The sequence below is a fragment of the Pseudomonas sp. LAIL14HWK12:I1 genome, from assembly GCF_003202095.1.
GTDB lineage: Bacteria > Pseudomonadota > Gammaproteobacteria > Pseudomonadales > Pseudomonadaceae > Aquipseudomonas > Aquipseudomonas monteilii.
Genome location: NZ_QJKG01000001.1, coordinates 437,747 through 456,153, shown reverse-complemented (window position 1 = coordinate 456,153; position 18,407 = coordinate 437,747). Strand labels below are relative to the sequence as shown.

Here is an 18,407-nt window from a genome sequence, read left to right as displayed (position 1 = left end):
CATGAATGCTTATGTACGCCCGGCGTTGAGCCTGGCTCTGTTGATGACGCTGGTGACTGGCGCGCTGTATCCGCTGGCGGTCACGGGCATTGCCCAGGTCGCTTTCCCGGAACAGGCCAATGGCAGTCTGGTGCGCGATGACCAGGGGCAGGTGCGTGGCTCGGCGCTGATCGCCCAGGCGTTCCAGGGTGATGGCTGGTTCCATGCGCGGCCTTCGGCGGGTGCCTATGCCACCGTGGCCAGCGGTGCCAGCAACCTGTCGCCGAGTAACCCGGCGCTGGCCGAGCGGGTAAAGGGGGACGCCGCAACGCTGTACCAGGCGCCGCAGGGGCCGGTGCCGCAGGCGTTGCTGACCACCTCGGGCAGCGGCCTCGACCCTCACCTGCCGCCAGAGGCCGTGGCTTACCAGATTCCGCGCGTGGCAGCAGCGCGGCAACTGCCGGAGGAGCGCTTGCAAGCCTTGGTGGAAGAGGCCACCCTCCACCCATTGATCGGCCCGCCGGTGGTCAATGTACTGGCGCTGAACCAGGCACTTGAGCATTTGAACCACTGATATTGGGGCCTGCAAAGCAGGCCCTTTGGTCGACAGTCGCAGATTCCAAAGGATGAAACATGAGTGATTCCGCCCGCGCCGATGCGCTGTTGGCCACCCTCCCACGCACAGGCCGGGGCCGGCTCAAGGTCTTCCTCGGCGCCGCCCCCGGCGTCGGCAAAACCTTTGCCATGCTCCAGGCCGCCCACGCCCAGCAACGCCAAGGTGTTCAAGTGCTGGCCGGGGTTGTCGAAACCCACGGCCGCGCCGAAACCGAGGCGTTGCTCGCCGGCCTGCCGCAGCAACCCCTGCTGCGCAGCCAGTACCGCGGCGTCACGCTTGAAGAAATGGACCTCGACGGCCTGCTCAAGGTCGCGCCAACATTGGCCCTGGTCGACGAACTGGCCCACACCAATGCCCCCGGCAGCCGGCACGCCAAGCGCTGGCAGGACGTGCAGGAATTGCTGGCCGCCGGCATCGACGTGTACACCACGGTCAACGTCCAGCACCTGGAAAGCCTCAACGACAAGGTGCGCGACATTACCGGCGTGCTCGTACGCGAAACCCTGCCGGACTGGGTGCTGCAGGAAGCTTTCGAGCTGGTGCTGATCGACCTGCCACCGCGCGAGCTGCTCGAACGCTTGCGCGAAGGCAAGGTGTACGTACCGGAGCAGGCGCGGGCCGCGATCGACGCGTATTTCTCGCAAACCAACCTTACCGCGCTGCGCGAACTGGCCATGCAGACTGCCGCCGCGCAGGTCGATGCCGACCTGGCCCATGGCTATCGCCAGCGTGGCCAGGAGGCCCCGGCCTTGCGTGGCCGGTTGCTGGTGGGCGTGGATGGCGACGACCAGGCCGAGCGCCTGGTGCGTCACGCCAGCCGCGTGGCCCAGCGCCGCCATCTGCCCTGGAGCATGGTGCATGTGGACAACGGCCGCCTGCGTGACGAAACCGCTCGCCATCGCCTGCAGGCCGCGCAGCAACTGGCCGAGCGCCTGGGCGGGGAGGTGGTGGTGCTGCGTGCCGGCGAAGTGGCGCGCACGTTGATCCAGCATGCCGCCGAACGCCGGGCCAGCCTGGTGCTGGTCGGGCAGTCCCGCGACCGCCTGCGTCGGCGCCTGTTCGGTGCCGGGGTGGCGGCGCGGCTGTTGCGTGAGAGCCATGGCCTGGAAATCAACGTGCTGGACCGCGATGTGCAGCCGCAAGCGCCGCGTTCGGCGGTGCGGCGGGTGTGGGTGTGGAGGCATTACCTGCTGGCGCTAGTGGCCACCGTCATGGCAGCAGGCCTGTCCTGGGCGGTGTCGAGTGTGCTGGCGTTGCCAAACATTTCGCTGGTGTTCCTGGCGGCGGTGTTGCTGGTGGCGGTACGCAGCAGCCTGGGGCCTGCGCTGGCCTGTGCTGCGTTGTCGTTCCTGACTTACGATTTCCTGTTCATTCCGCCCAACTTCTCGTTCAGCATCCAGCGTGAAGAAGATGTGCTGACCCTGGTGTTCTTCCTGCTGATGGCCGCGCTTACCGGCAACCTGGCCGCCCGCCAGCGTCGCCAACTGCAGGCGCTGCGCGAGACCCAGGCACAGACCAGCCAGTTGCTCGACCTGTCGCGTCGGCTGACGGTGGCCACCGACCGCCAGGCCGTCTTCAATGCCGCCGGCCAGCATCTGGATGGCTGGCAGGATATGCAGGTGTGCCTGCTGGAGCGCAACGCCGAAGGCCAGCTGCAGGTGGCCAGTGGTGAAGCCCACGCCTTTAGCGACAACGAACGCGCCGCCGCGCAATGGGCCTGGCAGCATGGCCAGGCCGCCGGCCATGGCAGTGACACCCTACCCAATGGCCGCTGGTGGTGGTGGCCGCTGGCGGTAGACGAACAACCCCTGGCCCTGCTCGGTGTACGCCCGCGTTCCGGCCAGCCGCTCAGCGACCCGCGTCGGCGCCTGCTCACCGCCCTTGGCCAGCCGCTGGCGCAGGCGTTGGCCCGCGCCCGCCTGGCCGAGCAGCTGGAGGCCGCACGCCTGCATGGCGAAACCGAGCAGTTGCGCAGTGCCTTGCTGGCGTCCGTTTCCCACGACTTGCGCACGCCGTTGACCGCCATGCGTGGCAGCATCGACAGCCTGCTGGCGTTGGGCGAGGCCATCCCGCCTGAAGACCGCCGTGAGCTGTTGGAAGGCACCCGCAACGAGGCCGAGCGCCTCGACCGGTACATCCAGAACCTGTTGGACATGACCCGCCTGGGCCACGGCGGCCTCAAGCTGGCACGCGACTGGGTGGCGCCGGGCGACATCGCTGGCAGTGCGCTCAACCGCCTGCGCGTAGTGCTTGCCCCGTTGCGTGTGCACACTGACGTGCCGGCCGAGCTGCCGCTGCTGTTCGTGCATGCAGCGCTGATCGAGCAGGCGCTGGTCAATGTGCTGGAAAACGCGGCACGGTTCTCGCCGGCCAATGGTCGGCTTGAACTCCACGTATCGGTGCAGGACATGCAGTTGCGTTTTGCCGTCCTTGACCAAGGGCCCGGCATTCCGGTAGCCGACCGCGAGAAGATCTTCGACATGTTCTACACCGCCGCCCGTGGTGACCGTGGCGGGCAGGGTACCGGCCTGGGCCTGGCCATCTGCCAGGGCATGATCGGCGCCCATGGCGGGCAGATACTGGTAGGCGAAGGCATCGATGGCCAGGGCACCGGCATCACTCTATGCTTGCCACTGCCCCCTCAACCTGAAGCCGAAAGCGAAACCCCATGAGCCAGTCCGCCACCCTGTTGGTCATCGACGATGAACCGCAGATCCGCAAGTTCCTGCGCATCAGCCTGGCCTCCCAGGGCTACAAGGTGATCGAAGCCGCAACCGGTGAGGAAGGGCTCACTCAGGCAGCATTGGGCAAGCCGGACCTGGTGGTGCTCGACCTGGGCCTGCCGGACATGGACGGCCAGCAGGTGCTGCGTGAGCTGCGCGAGTGGAGTGCGGTGCCGGTAATGGTGTTGTCGGTGCGCGCCAGTGAGGTCCAGAAGGTGGATGCGCTGGATGGCGGGGCGAACGACTATGTGACCAAGCCGTTCGGCATCCAGGAGTTCTTGGCGCGGGTGCGTGCCCTGCTGCGCCAGGTGCCGCAGACCGGTGGTTCGGAGGTGGCGGCCAGCTTCGGGCCGTTGACCGTGGATTTTGCCTTCCGCCGGGTGACGCTGGAGGGCGTCGAGGTGGCGCTGACGCGCAAGGAGTATGCCTTGCTGGCGCTGTTGGCCGGGCATCCGGGGCGGGTGATTACCCAGCAGCAGTTGCTCAAGGACATCTGGGGGCCTACCCATGTGGAAGACACCCATTACTTGCGGATCGTGGTCGGGCATCTGCGCCAGAAGCTGGGTGATGACCCCACGGCGCCACGGTTCATCATTACCGAGGCGGGGGTAGGGTACAGGTTGGTAGCGCCGGTCGCTTGATCCGGGCATCTAGCCCGGTGGGTGAAAGGGCGTCAGGCCCTGGCCGGCTCCCTGTCGAACAGCTGGCGCATGACTTCCAGATAGCGCCGCGCTCCCAAGCCCAAGGGGCGCGGCTTGACCCAGATGATATCCACCCACAAGCGCAAGCGGCTGGCCATGTTGTCGAAGCGCACCTCGGCCAGCGCACCTGAAGCAATCAGCGGTTCGACCAGCGGCTGCGGCAGGTAGGCCCAGCCCAGGCCGGACTGCACCAGGTCCAGCGTGGCCAGGTAGCTGTCGGTCAGCCAGATGCGCCGCGACAGCACCATGCGCGGGTCTGACCCGGTGGCCTTGCCCGAGGCCACGATGATCTGCCGTTGTTCGGCAAAGGCCTCTTCGGGCAACGGTGTGCCGCTGTTCTGCCCGGCGGGGTGGCGGGGGGATGCAACGGCCACCAGCAACTGGCTGCCGGCTTCCAGGAATGACTCACGCTCGTCGATACCGGGCCGCTCGAACACCAGCGCCAGTTGCACGCTGCCTTCATGCAGTAAGCGAACGGCCTCGGTCTGTGTGGCTGAACGCACTTCGATTTCCAGGCTGGGAAACTCCTGGGCGAGGATTTCCAGTGGCTGGCTCCAGCGGCCGGTTTGCAACTCGGGCGCCATGGCGATGGTCAGGCGTTTTTCCAGCCCTTTGTGCAGTTGCAGGGCCTGGGCGTCCAGTAGGTTGAGCTGGCAGATCACCTGCCTGGCTTGCGGCTCCAGCGCCAAGGCGGCGCTGGTGGGCAAGGCCTTGCGCGTGGCCCGGTCGAACAGCACCAGGTCCAGTTCTGCTTCCAGCTGGGCGACCGCCATGCTGACGGCTGAAGGCACACGGCCCAGCTTGCGGGCGGCGGCCGAGAACGACCCGGCGTCGAGCACGGCGAGGAAGATTGCCAGGGAGTCGCTGGAAAAGGCCATTGTCAGTAAACCTGATGATTATCATCTTTTATTGATGGAAATTATGAACATTAATGCACGTACAGGACAGTTCCCTCAATGGAGAAGAGCGTGCATAGACCAACCGCGTGGCATGTCACTCACTGGAGTGCAGACCCGTTCAGCCTCGGAGCTTACAGTGCGTTGTTGCCGGGCGGGACGCGGCAGCATCGAAGTGACCTGGGCCAAGTGCTGCATGAGCGCTTGGTCATCGCCGGAGAAGCTTGTGACACCCGCGCCCCGGCAATGACTCATGGTGCATGGAATGATGGGCAGCGCGCCGCAAAGGCTGCAATGGCGGCCGGGGCACGCAAGGTGATCGTGATCGGTGCCGGTTGTGCGGGCCTGGCTGCGGCACAGCGCTTGCGGGGCCAGGGTATCGATTGCATTGTGCTGGAAGCACGAGGGCGTACAGGCGGGCGCACGCATACAGTCGAGCTGGGGAGTGTGAAGGCCGATGAAGGTGCGGCATGGCTTCAACATTTTGCTGAAAACCCATTGGCCGCCATTGCGCAGCGCCAGGGTTTGGCTTGCATCGAGACCGACTTCAGCCGCCCGCTAGCAGCTGCAAGTGACGGAGTGTTGCCAGATGTCGAAGGCGCCTGGGCTGCCTTCATCGAGCGCGTTGACCGGCAGTTGCCTTTGTCTGAGGCGATCAGCGGCTATATGGCCACACTGGACCCTGCTGGCGTACGGGCCACGCAGTTCGCCATTGATGCCAACCTTGTGCTGGAAGCGTGCTTACCGGTGACGCAGCTGTCGGTCAGCGCATTGGACGAAGAAGGCGTCGGGCATGGCGACTGCATGCTGCCTGGTGGTTACAGCGAGCTGGTCGATGTGCTGACGCAAAACCTGGACATTCGGTTGAACACACCAGTAGCCCGTATCGACTGGTCAGGCACAGCCGTCATGGTGAATGATGAAACCTGCGATTTCTGTATTTGCACCGTCCCCGTAGGTGTGTTGAAAACGATGCACTTCACCCCTGAGTTACCTGAAACCCAGCAACAGGCGCTGGCGCACCTTGGCATGGGCAAGCTGGAAAAGGTGATTTTGCAGTTCGATGAGCGCTGGTGGCCAAGTTCATCCTCCGGCTACCTGCGCTGGTATGACGTGCCTGCCAGTTGGGGTGAGTGGCTGGACCTGACCGATGCCGTGGGCAAGCCCACCGTCGCCGGGCTGATTGCCGCCGACGCAATTGAGCGTCAGTTCAGCGGGCGCACGGATGAACAGATCGCGATGGCCGCGTGTGAGGCACTGGAGGCGTGGGCCGCAGCCATCGGGCCCACGCCTTGAAACTTACAAGCCTTCGCCCAGCACCCGGTCAATGCTGTCGACAAAGTAGTCCACGCTCGCCCGGGTGGTGCACATCGGCGGTTTGATCTTGAGAATGTTCAGGAAGTCGCCGGTGGGTTGCATGAAGATGCCCAGCTCACGCAGACGGTCGCACAGGGCCATGGTTTCTTCGGTAGCCGGCTCCAGCGTTTCGCGATTGCGCACCAGTTCAAGCCCCAGGTAGAAGCCAGTCCCATGCGCTGCGCCGGCCAGCGGATGCTTGTCGACCAGCGCCTGCAGGCGGGCCTTGAAGTAGCGCCCGGTGTCGCGGGCGTTGTCCCACAGGCCTTCTTCCTGCATCACGTCCAGCACCGCCATGCCGATGCGGCAGCTGACCGGGCTGCCACCGGCCGAGGAGAAGAAGTAACCCTCGGCCTCCAGCGCTTCGGCGATTTCGCGGCGGGTGATGACCACACCCAGCGGCTGGCCGTTGCCCATGCCCTTGGCCATGGTGATGATGTCGGGCACCACGCCTTGCTCCTCGAAGCCCCAGAAGTATTCGCCCAAGCGGCCATAACCCACCTGTACCTCGTCGGCGATGCACACGCCGCCACGGGCGCGGACCTTGGCGTAAGCGTCGCGCAGATAACCGGCCGGCAACGAAATGCCGCCAGCGTTGCCGTACACCGGTTCACAGATGATGCCCGCCAGCTGGCGGCCACGGGCATCGAGGTCGGCCAGCTTGGCATCGACGTCACGCAGGTAGTCAGCCGCGCTGTCGGCACCGCGGAATCGGCCACGGAAGGTGTTCGGCGCCTCGACCGGGTGCACCCAGTCTGGTCGGGTTTCCAAGGCTTGCGGGTTGTCGGCAATGGACGTGGAGATGGCGTCGGTGGCCACCGACCAGCCGTGGTAGGCCTCCAGCACGCTCAGCAAGTCGCGCCCGCCGCTGTAGGCCCAGGCCAGGCGAATGGCCAGGTCATTGGCCTCGGTGCCGCTGTTGACCATGAACACCCGGTCGAAGCCTTCGGGCGCCAGGTCCAGCAGGCGTTCGGAGAACTCGCTGATGGCCGCGTAGTGGAAGCGCGAGTTGGTGTTCAGCAGCGACCATTGCCGCGCCGACTCGGCGACCATGCGCGGGTGGCCGTGGCCCAGTACCGCGACGTTGTTGAGCATGTCCAGGTACGAACGGCCCTGCATGTCGATCAGGTAGTTGCGCCAGCCGCGCTCGATGTGTGGCGGTTGCGCGTAGTAGTGCTTCTGCGAGCGGGCAAAGCTGGCGTCGCGGCGGGCCAGCAGGGCCTGTGGGTCGGGCAGCGGCTCGGCATCGCAGTCCAGGTCCAGCAGCGCGGCCGGCGACGGGCACAGGGCCAGCCAGGCGTCGGCGTGGGACGGGGTGGCGAAGAAGGGCGGCTGTAGGGCAAGGTCCAGGCACAGCTGTACGCTGAGGAAACCACAGCTATGGCCCAGCGACTGGCCTTTTTCCATCGCCTGCCCATCGGCGGGTGCATCTTCCAGGCCCTGCAACCACAAGGCCCAGTGCGCGGTTTGCAGGCAACCGCGGCCGTCGCCATGGCGCACCCAGGTGCCGGCTTCGGGTGCTTGCACCTGGCTGCCGTTGGGCACACGCAACTCAACGCCGAGGGCGCAGGTCGCAGGCTCTTCGGGCCGGTCGATATGGGTTTGCGACAGGCGATACTGCCCGTGCAGGGTGCAGGCCGGGGCCGTTTGCGCGCTCAGCAGGTGCTGGTCGAAACCGGGTTGCTCCCAGTTACCCGCTTCACAATGGCGGCTGAGCACACCTAGGTCGACCCGCGTTACTTCCTGCCCGGCCAGGTCGGGGAGCAGGGGGGCGCAACCGTTCAAGTCTGGAACGCCGATCTGCACGCCTGCCGCCTGGAGGATGGCGGCTTCCATCAGCGCGAAAGGCACGGCAGTGGCGGTGTCGAAGATTTCCCACTCATGGGCCACGTTGTCGCGGGTGTACTGGTTGGCGGGGTCCACGGCCAGTTGCTGCGCGCTGCTCAACACCAGTACCGCAGCGCGGTTGATCACCAGTGGCCACAGGGCGCGTAGCTCGGCCTCGGTCAGCGGGTTGAGCACCTGATAGGCGCCAATTGCCGGCAGGATGCGCAGCGGGTCGCCCTCGGCGTGGTGCAGCAGCGACGCGCATGTCACAGACAAGTCGGCGATACGCCAGGTGCGCATCAGGTCGCCGAAGTCGATCACCCCTTGCAGTTGCCACTGGCGCTCACTGTTGCGCGCCCACACGGTGTTGTCGTCGGTGATGTCCAGGTGCACAGGCTGGATCGGCAGTTGGTCCACCAGCGGCGTCAGGCGCGCGCAGGCCTGGCGAGTGGCGTGTTCGATGCGGGTGCGTTGCCCGCTGTCTTGCAGAACCGGCAACAGGTGGTCGATCAGCGCCTGGGCATGTTGCGGGTCCCATTGCAGGGTGCGCACCAGGCCGGGGTGATCGAAGTCGACCAGCGCCCTGTCCAGCTTCGCACAGAGCCCGCCCAGTTCAGCGATCAGGCGTGGCTCCAGGTGTTTGAGGCGGGTCAACGGTTGGCCTTCGATGTAGTCGAGCAGCCGCAGGCGCAGCGGTTGCCCGTCGATGTCCAGTGCCAGCAATCCTTCGCCGTTGCTGGCAGGGCGCACGGCGGGTACTGGCAACCCCTGTTCGCGCAAGTAGGCCAGGGCGGCATGTTGTGCTTCGAGCTCCAACTGGGCATAGCTGCCGTGGCATGCCTTGAGCACGTAGCGCCCTTGCGGCGCGTCCACGCGGAAGTTGAGGTCCTGTTGGCTGCCCAGTGCCGCCAGGTCACCGTCGAGACCATAATGCGCCTGCAAGACGGCGTGAGCCTGCGTTTCACTGAGTGAAGGGCTGGGCAGGCCGGAACGGCTGATCAGCGTGGTCAGGGCAGGGGAGGCGGACGGGTGCTGTGGGCTGGACATGAGGCTCTACCGTTGCTACTGGGAGTTGACGGTGGAGAATTTATGCCTGTTCTGGCTGATGATGAAAGACGATTGTTGTCAGAAAATCTGATGAAGGGCTGAACTATGGGGACAGGCACACCCCGAACATCTGCGCGGCGTGCAGCTGCTTGACCCGGTTCAGCATGCGCCAGTGCCTGAGCATCGGGCCGACGGGGGACGGAGAGATAGTCACGAGGAAGCCTCCAATGCTGTACGGTCCTGCAGCGGTCAGCGTATGGGCAGTTGCAGCAACCGCCCATACTTTGATCTTTAGCGCATCATGCCCGGTTCGGCATCATCCACCTCAAGAAACGCCGCCTCCAGCAACTGCCGCGTATACGGATGCTGCGGCGCATGGAAAATCGCCTGCGCATCCCCTTGCTCCACCACATGCCCATGCTTGATCACCATCAACTGGTGACTCAGCGCCTTCACCACCGCCAGGTCATGGCTGATGAACAGGTAGGTCAGGTTGTACTTCTGCTGCAAATTACGCAGCAACTCCACCACCTGCCGCTGCACGGTGCGGTCCAGCGCGGAGGTGGGCTCATCCAGCAGGATCAGCGCGGGCTTCAACACCAATGCACGGGCAATGGCTATGCGCTGGCGCTGCCCACCCGAAAACTCATGGGGATAGCGATGCCGTGTACGCGGGTCCAGCCCCACTTCCTCCAGCGCTGCAATGATCGCCGCTTCCTGCTCCTGCACCGTACCAATGCCGTGAATGCGCAACCCTTCGCCCACAATGTCCGCCACGCACATGCGCGGGCTCAGGCTACCGAACGGGTCCTGGAACACCACCTGCATTTCCCGGCGCAGAGGCCGCACGGCCTTCTGGTTCAGCCCTTGCAAATTCTGCCCATGGAAGTGAATGCCACCCTGGCTGGAAATCAACCGCAGGATCGCCAAGCCGAGCGTCGACTTGCCCGACCCGGACTCGCCAACAATGCCTAGCGTCTGTCCTTGAGGCAGGCTGAAGTTGACGCCGTCCACCGCCTTCACATGGTCAACGGTGCGCCGCAGTAGCCCCTTCTTGATCGGGAACCACACCTTCAGGTCATCCACCTCAAGCAACGGCGCGCCCACCGGGTTGTGCGCCGGCAGCCCGCTGGGCTCGGCGTTGATCAGCATCTGCGTGTAATGGTGCTGCGGGGAACTGAACAGCGTGGCGCATTCGGCTTGTTCGACAATCTGCCCGCGCTGCATCACGCACACGCGGTGGGCGATGCGGCGCACCAGGTTCAGGTCGTGGCTGATCAGCAGCAGTGCCATGCCCAGGCGCGCCTGCAGTTCCTTGAGCAGGTCGAGGATCTTCAACTGCACAGTCACGTCCAGCGCCGTGGTCGGTTCGTCGGCAATCAGCAACTCCGGCTCGTTGGCCAGCGCCATGGCAATCATCACCCGCTGGCGTTGCCCGCCCGACAGCTCGTGGGGCAGGGCCTTCAAACGCTTTTGCGGTTCGGGTATGCCGACCAGTTCCAGCAGCTCCAACGTGCGTGCCGTCGCTTCCTTGCCGGTCAGGCCCTTGTGCAGCAACAGGATTTCGTTGATTTGCTTCTCGATGCAGTGCAGCGGGTTGAGCGAGGTCATCGGCTCCTGGAAGATCATCGCAATGCGGTTGCCGCGAATGCGTTGCAGGGTCTTCTCGTTCTGCTGCAGCAGGTCTTTGCCTTCGTAGCGGATGCTGCCGTTGGGGTGGCGGGCCAGGGGGTAGGGCAGCAGGCGCAGGATCGAGTGCGCGGTGACGGACTTGCCCGAGCCACTTTCGCCCACCAGTGCCAAGGTCTCGCCCTTGCGGATGTCGAAGCTGATGCCGTCGACCACGCGGTTGACCTGGTCCCCGGTCACAAACTCAACGGCCAGGTCGCGCACTTCGATCAGGTTCTGTTCACTCATGTCACTTCCTCGGGTCGAAGGCATCGCGGGCGGATTCGCCGATGAACACCAGCAGGCTCAGCATCAGCGCCAGCACGGCAAAGGCGCTGATGCCCAGCCACGGCGCCTGCAGGTTGGACTTGCCCTGGGCCACCAGTTCGCCCAGCGATGGTGAACCGGCAGGCAGGCCGAAGCCGAGGAAGTCCAGGGCGGTGAGGGTGCCGATGGCGCCGGTGAGGATGAACGGCATGAAGGTCATGGTCGAGATCATGGCGTTGGGCAGGATGTGCCGGTACATGATCGCGCCGTTGCGCATGCCTAACGCGCGGGCGGCGCGCACGTATTCCAGGTTGCGCCCGCGCAGGAACTCGGCGCGTACCACGTCCACCAGGCTCATCCACGAGAACAGCAGCATGATGCCCAACAACCACCAGAAGTTGGGCTGCACGAAGCTCGCCAGGATGATCAGCAGGTACAGCACAGGCAGGCCGGACCAGATCTCCAGAAAACGTTGCCCGGCCAGGTCGACCCAGCCGCCATAAAAGCCCTGCAAAGCGCCGGCAATGACGCCGACGATGGAGCTGGCCACGGTCAGGGTGAGGGCAAACAGCACCGAAATGCGGAAGCCGTAGATCACCCGCGCCAGTACGTCGCGGCCCTGGTCGTCGGTGCCCAGCCAGTTGTCCGCCGAGGGCGGTGCCGGGGCGGGAACGCGCAGGTCGTAGTTGATGCTCTGGTAGCTGAACGTGATGGGTGCCCACAGCACGAAGCTGTCTTTCTTTTCCAGCAGTTCGCGGATGTAGGGGCTCTTGTAGTTGGCTTCCAGCGGGAACTCGCCGCCGAAGGTGGTTTCCGGGTAGCGCTTGAACGCCGGGAAGTACCACTCGCCGTCGTAGCGCACGGCAATTGGCTTGTCGTTGGCGATCAGCTCGGCGCCCAGGCTCAGGCCGAACAGGATCAGGAACAGCCACAGCGACCACCAGCCACGGCGGTTGGCCTTGAAGCGCTCGAAGCGCCGGCGGTTGAGGGGGGACAAGGCCATGTCAGTGCTCCCGGCTGGCGAAGTCGATGCGTGGATCGACCAGGGTGTAGGTCAGGTCGCCGATCAGTTTCACCACCAGCCCCAGCAGGGTGAAGATGAACAGGGTGCCGAAGACCACCGGGTAGTCGCGGTTGATGGCCGCCTCGAAACTCATAAGCCCCAGGCCGTCGAGGCTGAAGATCACCTCGATCAGCAACGAGCCGGTAAAGAAGATGCCGATGAACGCCGAAGGGAAGCCGGCGATCACCAACAGCATGGCATTGCGGAACACGTGGCCATACAGCACCCGTGGCCGGCTCAGGCCTTTGGCCTTGGCGGTGACCACGTATTGTTTGTTGATCTCGTCGAGGAAGCTGTTCTTGGTCAGCAGGGTCATGGTGGCGAAATTGCCGATGACCAGCGCGGTGATCGGCAGCACCAGGTGCCAGAAGTAGTCCAGCACTTTACCCGTGGTGCTCAGCTCGTCGAAATTGTTGGAGGTGAGGCCGCGCAGCGGGAACCAGTCGAAATAGCTGCCGCCGGCGAACAGCACGATCAGCAGGATGGCGAACAGGAACGCCGGGATGGCATAGCCGACGATGATTGCCGAGCTGGTCCACACGTCGAAGTGGCTGCCGTGGCGCACCGCCTTGGCGATCCCCAGCGGGATCGAGATCAGGTACATGATCAGCGTGCTCCACAGCCCCAGCGAGATCGACACTGGCATTTTCTCGATAATCAGGTCGACGACCTTGGCATCGCGGAAGAAGCTGTCGCCGAAGTCCAGTCGGGCGTAGTTCTTGATCATGATCCACAGGCGCTCGGGCGGCGACTTGTCGAAGCCGTACATGCGCTCGATTTCGGCGATCAGCGCCGGGTCCAGGCCTTGGGCGCCACGGTAGTTGGAGCCGGCCACGGAGACCTCGGCGCCGCCACCGGCAATGCGGCTGGTGGCGCCTTCGAAACCTTCGAGCTTGGCGATCATCTGCTCGACCGGGCCACCGGGGGCGGCCTGGACGATGATGAAGTTGATGATCAGGATGCCGAACAGGGTCGGGATGATCAGCAGCAGGCGGCGCAGGATATAGGCCAGCATCTTAGTTGGCCTCGTCCGCAGGGGCTTCGCTGACCGCCGGGGTTACCCCGGGCTTGATCCACCAGGTGTCGATGCCGATGTCGTACTTGGGCGAAACATCCGGGTGGCCGATGTGGTTCCAGTAGGCCACGCGCCAGGTCTTGATGTGCCAGTTGGGGATCACGTAGTAGCCCCACAGCAGCACCCGGTCGAGGGCGCGGCAGTGGTCGACCAGGCTCTGGCGCGAGTCGGCGTTGATCAGCGCTTCCACCAGTTGGTCGATAGCCGGGTCGCGCAGGCCGATGAAGTTGCGGCTGCCGGGGTTGTCGGCGGCGGCGCTGGACCAGAACTCGCGCTGCTCGTTGCCCGGCGAGTTGGACTGCGGGTAGCCGCCGACGATCATGTCGTAGTCACGCGAGCGCAGGCGCGTGATGTACTGGGAAACGTCGACCCGGCGGATGTTCAGGTCGATGCCGAGGTCGGCAAGGTTACGCTTGAACGGCAGCAGGATGCGTTCGAACTCGGTTTGTGCCAGCAGGAACTCGATGCTGACCGGTTTACCCTGAGCGTCGACCATCTTGTCGTCGACAATCTTCCAGCCGGCTTCCTGCAACAGCTTGTAGGCCTGGCGCTGTTGCTCGCGGATCATGCCGCTGCCATCGCTGACCGGGTTCTTGAAGGCCTCGGTGAAGACCTGTTCGGGGACTTTGCCACGCAGCGGTTCGAGGATTTTCAGCTCGCTGGCGCTGGGCAGGCCGTGGGCGGCCATTTCCGAGTTGTCGAAGTAGCTGCCGGTGCGGGTGTAGGCGCCGTTGAACAGCTGTTTGTTGGTCCACTCGTAGTCCAGCAGCAGGCTCAGGGCCTGGCGCACGCGTATGTCCTGGAACACCGGGCGGCGGATGTTGAAAATGAAACCTTGCATGCCGGTGGGGTTGCCGTTGGGCAGCTCTTCCTTGATCAGGCGGCCGTCGCGCACGGCGGGTACGTTGTAGGCGGTGGCCCAGTTTTTTGCACTGACCTCCAGCGCGTAGTCGAACGCGCCGGCCTTGAGTGCTTCCAGCGCGACGGTGGTGTCGCGGTAGGAGTCGAAGGTCATGGCATCGAAGTTATAGAACCCGCGGTTGATCGGCAGGTCCTTGCCCCAGTAATCCTTGACCCGCTCGTAGCGCACCGAGCGCCCGGCCTTCACCTCGGCGACCTTGTACGGGCCGCTGCCCAGCGGGATTTCCAGGTTGCCGCGGTTGAAGTCGCGGTTTTCGTACCAATGCTTGGGCAGCACTGGCAGCTGGCCGAGAATCAGCGGCAGCTCGCGGTTACCCTTGTGCTTGAACGTGAACAGCACCTTGAGCGGGTCTTCGGCGACCACCTCGGCGACGTCGGCATAGTACTGGCGGTACAGCGGCGCACCGTCCTTGATCAACGCGTTGAAGGTGAATACCACGTCTTCGGCACGCATCGGGTGGCCGTCGTGGAAGCGCGCCTCCGGGCGCAAGTAGAAGCGCACCCAGCTGTTGTCAGGTGCCTTCTCGATCCTGGCGGCCACCAGGCCGTACTCGGTGAACGGCTCGTCCTGGCTCTGGCGCATCAGGGTGTCGTAGATGATGCTGATGTTCTCGGCCGATACGCCTTTGTTGATGAACGGGTTGAGGCTGTCGAAGCCGCCGAAGCTGGACTGGCGGAAGGTACCGCCCTTGGGCGCATCCGGGTTGACGTAGTCGAAGTGCTTGAAGTCGGCGGGGTACTTGGGCGGCTCGTCGTACAGGGTGAGTGCGTGTTGCGGTGCGGCCAGGGCGGGAAGGCTCAGGCAGGCGAGCAACAGGCTGCCTGCCAGCCGGCGCAGTGGGTGCGTTGGCGTCATTGGGCTTTCTCCGAAGTCTTGATCCACCAGCTGTTCAGCCCCAGGGTGTAGGGCGGCGTGGTGACGAAGGCGAACCGGTTGCGGTAGGCCAGGCGATGATTGTCGAGGTACCAGTTGGGGATCATGTAGTACTGCCATGAAAGCACGCGGTCCAGGGCGCGGGCGGCGGCGATCTGGTCGTCGCGGGTACGCGCTGCCAGCAGGGTGTCGAGCAGGTGGTCGACCACCGGATCCCTGACCCCAGCATAGTTCTTGCTGCCCTTGGTGGCGGCCTGGCTGGAATGGAAGTACAGCCACTGTTCGAGGCCGGGGCTAAGGGTCTGGTTCAGGGTCATCAGAATCATGTCGAAATCGAACTGGTCCAGGCGTTGTTTGTACTGGGCACGGTCCACGGTGCGCAAGCGCGCATCGATGCCGATGCTGGACAGATTTTCGACATAAGGTTGCAGAATGCGTTCAAGGTTGGGGTTTACCAGCAGCAGTTCCATACGCAGCTGCTGGCCCTTGCTGTCGACCAGGCGCTGGCCATTGAGCTTCCAGCCGGCCTCGGCAAGCAGGCCCAGGGCCTGGCGCAGGGTCTGGCGGCTGATGCCGCGGCCATCGGTCTGGCTGACCTTGTAGGGTTCGCTGAACAGCTTTGCCGGCAACTGGTCGCGGAACGGCGCCAGCAGCAGCCATTCCTTGCCGGTGGGCAGGCCGCTGGCGGCGAACTCGCTGTTGGGGTAATAGCTGGTCGAGCGGCGGTAGGCGCTGCTGAACAGGGCGCGGTTGGTCCACTCGAAGTCGAGCATCAGCCCCAGCGCCTGGCGTACCCGCGGGTCGCTGAAGGTGGCGCGGCGGCTGTTCATGAACAGGCCCTGGGTTTGCGTGGGGATCTGGTGCGGGATCTGGGCCTTGATGACCTCGCCACGGCGCACGGCCGGGAAATTGTAGCCGTTGGCCCAGTTCTTGGCCTGGTGCTCGATATAGATGTCGAATTCGCCGGCCTTGAAGGCTTCGAAGGCTACGGTGGCGTCGCGGTAGAACTCGTACTCCACGCGCTTGAAGTTGTACTTGCCACGGTTGACTGCCAGGTCCTTGCCCCAGTAGTTCTTCACCCGTTCGAACACCAGCCGGCGGCCGGGCTGAACTTCAGTGATGCGGTAGGGGCCGCTGCCGAGCGGTGGCTCGAAGGTGGTGGCCTTGAAATCGCGCTTCTGCCAGTAGTGCTTGGGCAGCACCGGCATTTCGCCCAGGCGCAGGATCAGCAGCGGGTTGCCGGCGCGCTTGAACACGAAGCGGATACGCAGCGGGCCGAGGATGTCCACCCGTTGCACTTCCTGCAGGTTGGTGCGGTAGATCGGGTGGCCGTCCTTGAGCAGGGTGCGGTAGGAAAAGGCCACGTCTGCCGAGGTGATCGGCTGGCCGTCATGCCAGCGGGCTTCCGGGCGCAGGTTGAACACCACCCAGCTGCGGTCTTCGCTGTACTCCACCGACCGGGCGATCAGGCCGTAGCTGGAGGTCGGCTCGTCGCCGGACGGGTCGTACTGGCCGGTGCCGACCATCAGTGGCTCGTTCAGCTCGCTGATGCCGTATTGCTGGAAATTGGGCGTGGTAATCGGGCTCGACCCCTTGAAGGTGTAGGGGTTGAGGGTATCGAACGTACCAAAGGCCATGGCCCGCAAGGTGCCGCCCTTGGGCGCTTGCGGGTTGACCCAGTCGAAATGGGTGAAGGTGGCTGGGTACTTGAGCGTGCCGAACTGCGCGTATCCGTGGCTTTCGCTCACCATCGCGGCTGCGGGAAAGCTCAAGGCCAGGCTGAGTGACAGCAGGAGGGGACGTATCAAGTCGGCATCCGATCCAGAGGCGTTGGGCTTTGATCGGGGTACAGTAACAGCTTGGTAGGGTTGGAAAAAGAGTGCGGTTCAGAGGATTGCAAGGGACTGCAAGGCAGCCCCTTGGCCCTGAATCAGTGCGAGAGGTAGACGGTCAAAGTCTGGCCTGGCTTGAGGGCATGGCCGCTGCGCGGGTTCCAGCGCTTGAGGTGCTGCATTTCCACGTTGAAGCGCTTGGCCACCAGGTACAGCGAGTCGCCCTTGCGTACCTTGTATTGCGTGGAGCGCTTCCCGGATGCCGCCACCCGGTTGCCAGCGGCGCTCGGTGCGTTGCCACCGCGCAAGGCCAGTACCTGGCCTGCGCGCAGGTTGTTACCGGAGAGGCGGTTCCAGCGCTTGATGTCCTTGACCGACACACGGTTGGCCTTGGCGATGGCGACCAGATTGTCACCGCGCTTGACCCGGTAGCTACGCGCTGCAACCGGTGCCTTGGCTTCGGCCACGGCACGGGCGAATACGGCTTTGTTCGGCTGCAGGCTGACCAATTGCTCGGGCTTGAGGTTGGACAGGCTGTCGCTCAGCAGTTGTGCCTTGGCGGTCGGCACCAGCAACTGCTGCGGGCCATCTACGGTCATGCGCTTTTTGAACGCCGGGTTTAGCTGGATCAGCTCGTCTTCGTCGATGTTGGCAAAGGCTGCCACCCGCGAAAGGTCCAGGCGGTCGTTGATGGCCACCGCCTCGAAGTAGGGTTCGTTGGCGATCGGGTTCAGGTTCACGCCGTAGGCTTCAGGGGTGAGCACCACCTGCGACAGGGCCAGCAGCTTGGGCACGTAGTCGCGGGTTTCCTGTGGCAGGGGCAGGTTCCAGTAGTCGGTTGGCAGGCCGAGCCGTTCGTTGCGTTCGATGGCGCGGCTGACGGTGCCTTCACCGGCGTTGTAGGCTGCCAGGGCCAGCAGCCAGTCACCGTTGAACATGTCGTGCAGGCGGGACAGGTAGTCCAGCGCTGCGTTGGTCGAAGCGGTGACGTCGCGACGACCGTCGTAGAAGTTGGTCTGGCGCAGGTTGAAGTGGCGGCCGGTTGACGGGATGAACTGCCACATCCCCGCCGCGTGGGCACGCGAGTAGGCCATCGGGTTGTAGGCGCTTTCGATGGCCGGCAGCAGGGCCAGTTCCAGCGGCATCTCGCGCTCTTCAAGGCGTTCGACAATGTAATGCAGGTAGAGGCTGCCACGCTCGCCGGCGCTTTCGATGAAGCTCGGGTTGCTGGCGAACCACAGGCGCTGTTGCTCGATACGCGGGTTGACGTCGATGCCATCCTGCAAGGCGAAGCCCTGGCGCATGCGCTCCCAGACATCCTGCGGTGCCTGCTCGGCCGGTTTGACCAGCAGCGGTGAAGGTTTGTGCTTGATCCGCGCCTGGTAGTTGTGCGCGCGAACGCTTTCGGATTCGTCGAGCTGACGGGTGCTCTGGCAGCCCACCAAGGTGGCGGCCAGGGCTAGCGCACTGATTTGGGCCAGGCGCGTCAGGGCGACGGAATGAGAGGTTCTGCGGCTACGGGAAGACATCGGCTGACACAGGTATCCGGGCGAAAAATTTCG

The 18,407-nt window shown here is 64.4% G+C and carries 12 protein-coding genes; 4 read left to right on the top strand and 8 right to left on the bottom strand.

Annotated elements, in window-relative coordinates:
* The first annotated feature begins 1 nt into the window (after position 1).
* From kdpC to D906_RS02120, 3 genes are read left to right on the top strand one after another with little or no spacing between them, the layout of a single operon-like run.
* Positions 2-553 carry a potassium-transporting ATPase subunit KdpC gene (gene kdpC / locus D906_RS02130; RefSeq protein WP_019099711.1) on the top strand — a complete coding sequence of 184 codons (552 nt, stop codon included), beginning with the start codon at positions 2-4 and terminating at the stop codon, positions 551-553.
* Positions 554-612: 59 nt separating this feature from the next.
* The gene (locus D906_RS02125) at positions 613-3,267 is read left to right on the top strand and encodes a sensor histidine kinase KdpD (protein WP_027608720.1); all 2,655 of its coding nucleotides are present in this window, start codon (positions 613-615) and stop codon (positions 3,265-3,267) included.
* Positions 3,264-3,959, top strand: coding sequence for a response regulator (locus D906_RS02120; protein WP_016711620.1), 696 nt, complete (start codon positions 3,264-3,266; stop codon positions 3,957-3,959). Before D906_RS02125 ends, D906_RS02120 begins: the two co-directional genes overlap by 4 nt.
* A 32-nt stretch (positions 3,960-3,991) precedes the next feature.
* Here the strand turns inward: D906_RS02120 and D906_RS02115 are convergent, their stop codons facing one another.
* Positions 3,992-4,897: a LysR family transcriptional regulator gene (locus D906_RS02115; RefSeq protein ID WP_019096477.1), complete on the bottom strand. Its 906-nt coding sequence runs from the start codon at positions 4,895-4,897 to the stop codon at positions 3,992-3,994.
* A gap of 78 nt (positions 4,898-4,975) precedes the next feature.
* Between D906_RS02115 and D906_RS02110 the strand changes: the two genes are divergently transcribed.
* Positions 4,976-6,211, top strand: a complete 1,236-nt coding sequence (locus D906_RS02110; RefSeq protein WP_027615091.1) for an NAD(P)/FAD-dependent oxidoreductase — start codon at positions 4,976-4,978, stop codon at positions 6,209-6,211.
* Between the two features lie 3 nt (positions 6,212-6,214).
* On the opposite strand, the gene D906_RS02105 is transcribed toward D906_RS02110, so the two are convergent.
* The 7 genes from D906_RS02105 to D906_RS02075 all read right to left on the bottom strand — a co-directional run bounded on the left by D906_RS02105 (position 6,215) and on the right by D906_RS02075 (position 18,374).
* The gene (locus tag D906_RS02105; RefSeq protein WP_027615090.1) at positions 6,215-9,145 is read right to left on the bottom strand and encodes an aminotransferase; all 2,931 of its coding nucleotides are present in this window, start codon (positions 9,143-9,145) and stop codon (positions 6,215-6,217) included.
* Positions 9,146-9,436: 291 nt separating this feature from the next.
* Positions 9,437-11,062, bottom strand: a complete 1,626-nt coding sequence (locus tag D906_RS02100; RefSeq protein WP_027615089.1) for an ABC transporter ATP-binding protein — start codon at positions 11,060-11,062, stop codon at positions 9,437-9,439.
* A 1-nt stretch (position 11,063) separates the two neighbouring features.
* On the bottom strand, positions 11,064-12,083 hold the full coding sequence (locus D906_RS02095; RefSeq protein ID WP_027615088.1) for an ABC transporter permease: 1,020 nt from the start codon (positions 12,081-12,083) through the stop codon (positions 11,064-11,066).
* A 1-nt stretch (position 12,084) separates the two neighbouring features.
* Positions 12,085-13,158: a microcin C ABC transporter permease YejB gene (locus D906_RS02090; RefSeq protein ID WP_027608722.1), complete on the bottom strand. Its 1,074-nt coding sequence runs from the start codon at positions 13,156-13,158 to the stop codon at positions 12,085-12,087.
* A 1-nt stretch (position 13,159) separates the two neighbouring features.
* Positions 13,160-14,995 (bottom strand): extracellular solute-binding protein, encoded by a 1,836-nt coding sequence (locus tag D906_RS02085; RefSeq protein ID WP_016711614.1) that lies wholly within the window; start codon positions 14,993-14,995, stop codon positions 13,160-13,162.
* Positions 14,992-16,821 carry an extracellular solute-binding protein gene (locus tag D906_RS02080; protein WP_201296070.1) on the bottom strand — a complete coding sequence of 610 codons (1,830 nt, stop codon included), beginning with the start codon at positions 16,819-16,821 and terminating at the stop codon, positions 14,992-14,994. Before D906_RS02080 ends, D906_RS02085 begins: the two co-directional genes overlap by 4 nt.
* Positions 16,822-16,943: 122 nt before the next feature.
* Positions 16,944-18,374, bottom strand: coding sequence for a lytic transglycosylase domain-containing protein (locus D906_RS02075; RefSeq protein ID WP_025753345.1), 1,431 nt, complete (start codon positions 18,372-18,374; stop codon positions 16,944-16,946).
* Positions 18,375-18,407: the final 33 nt, after the last annotated feature.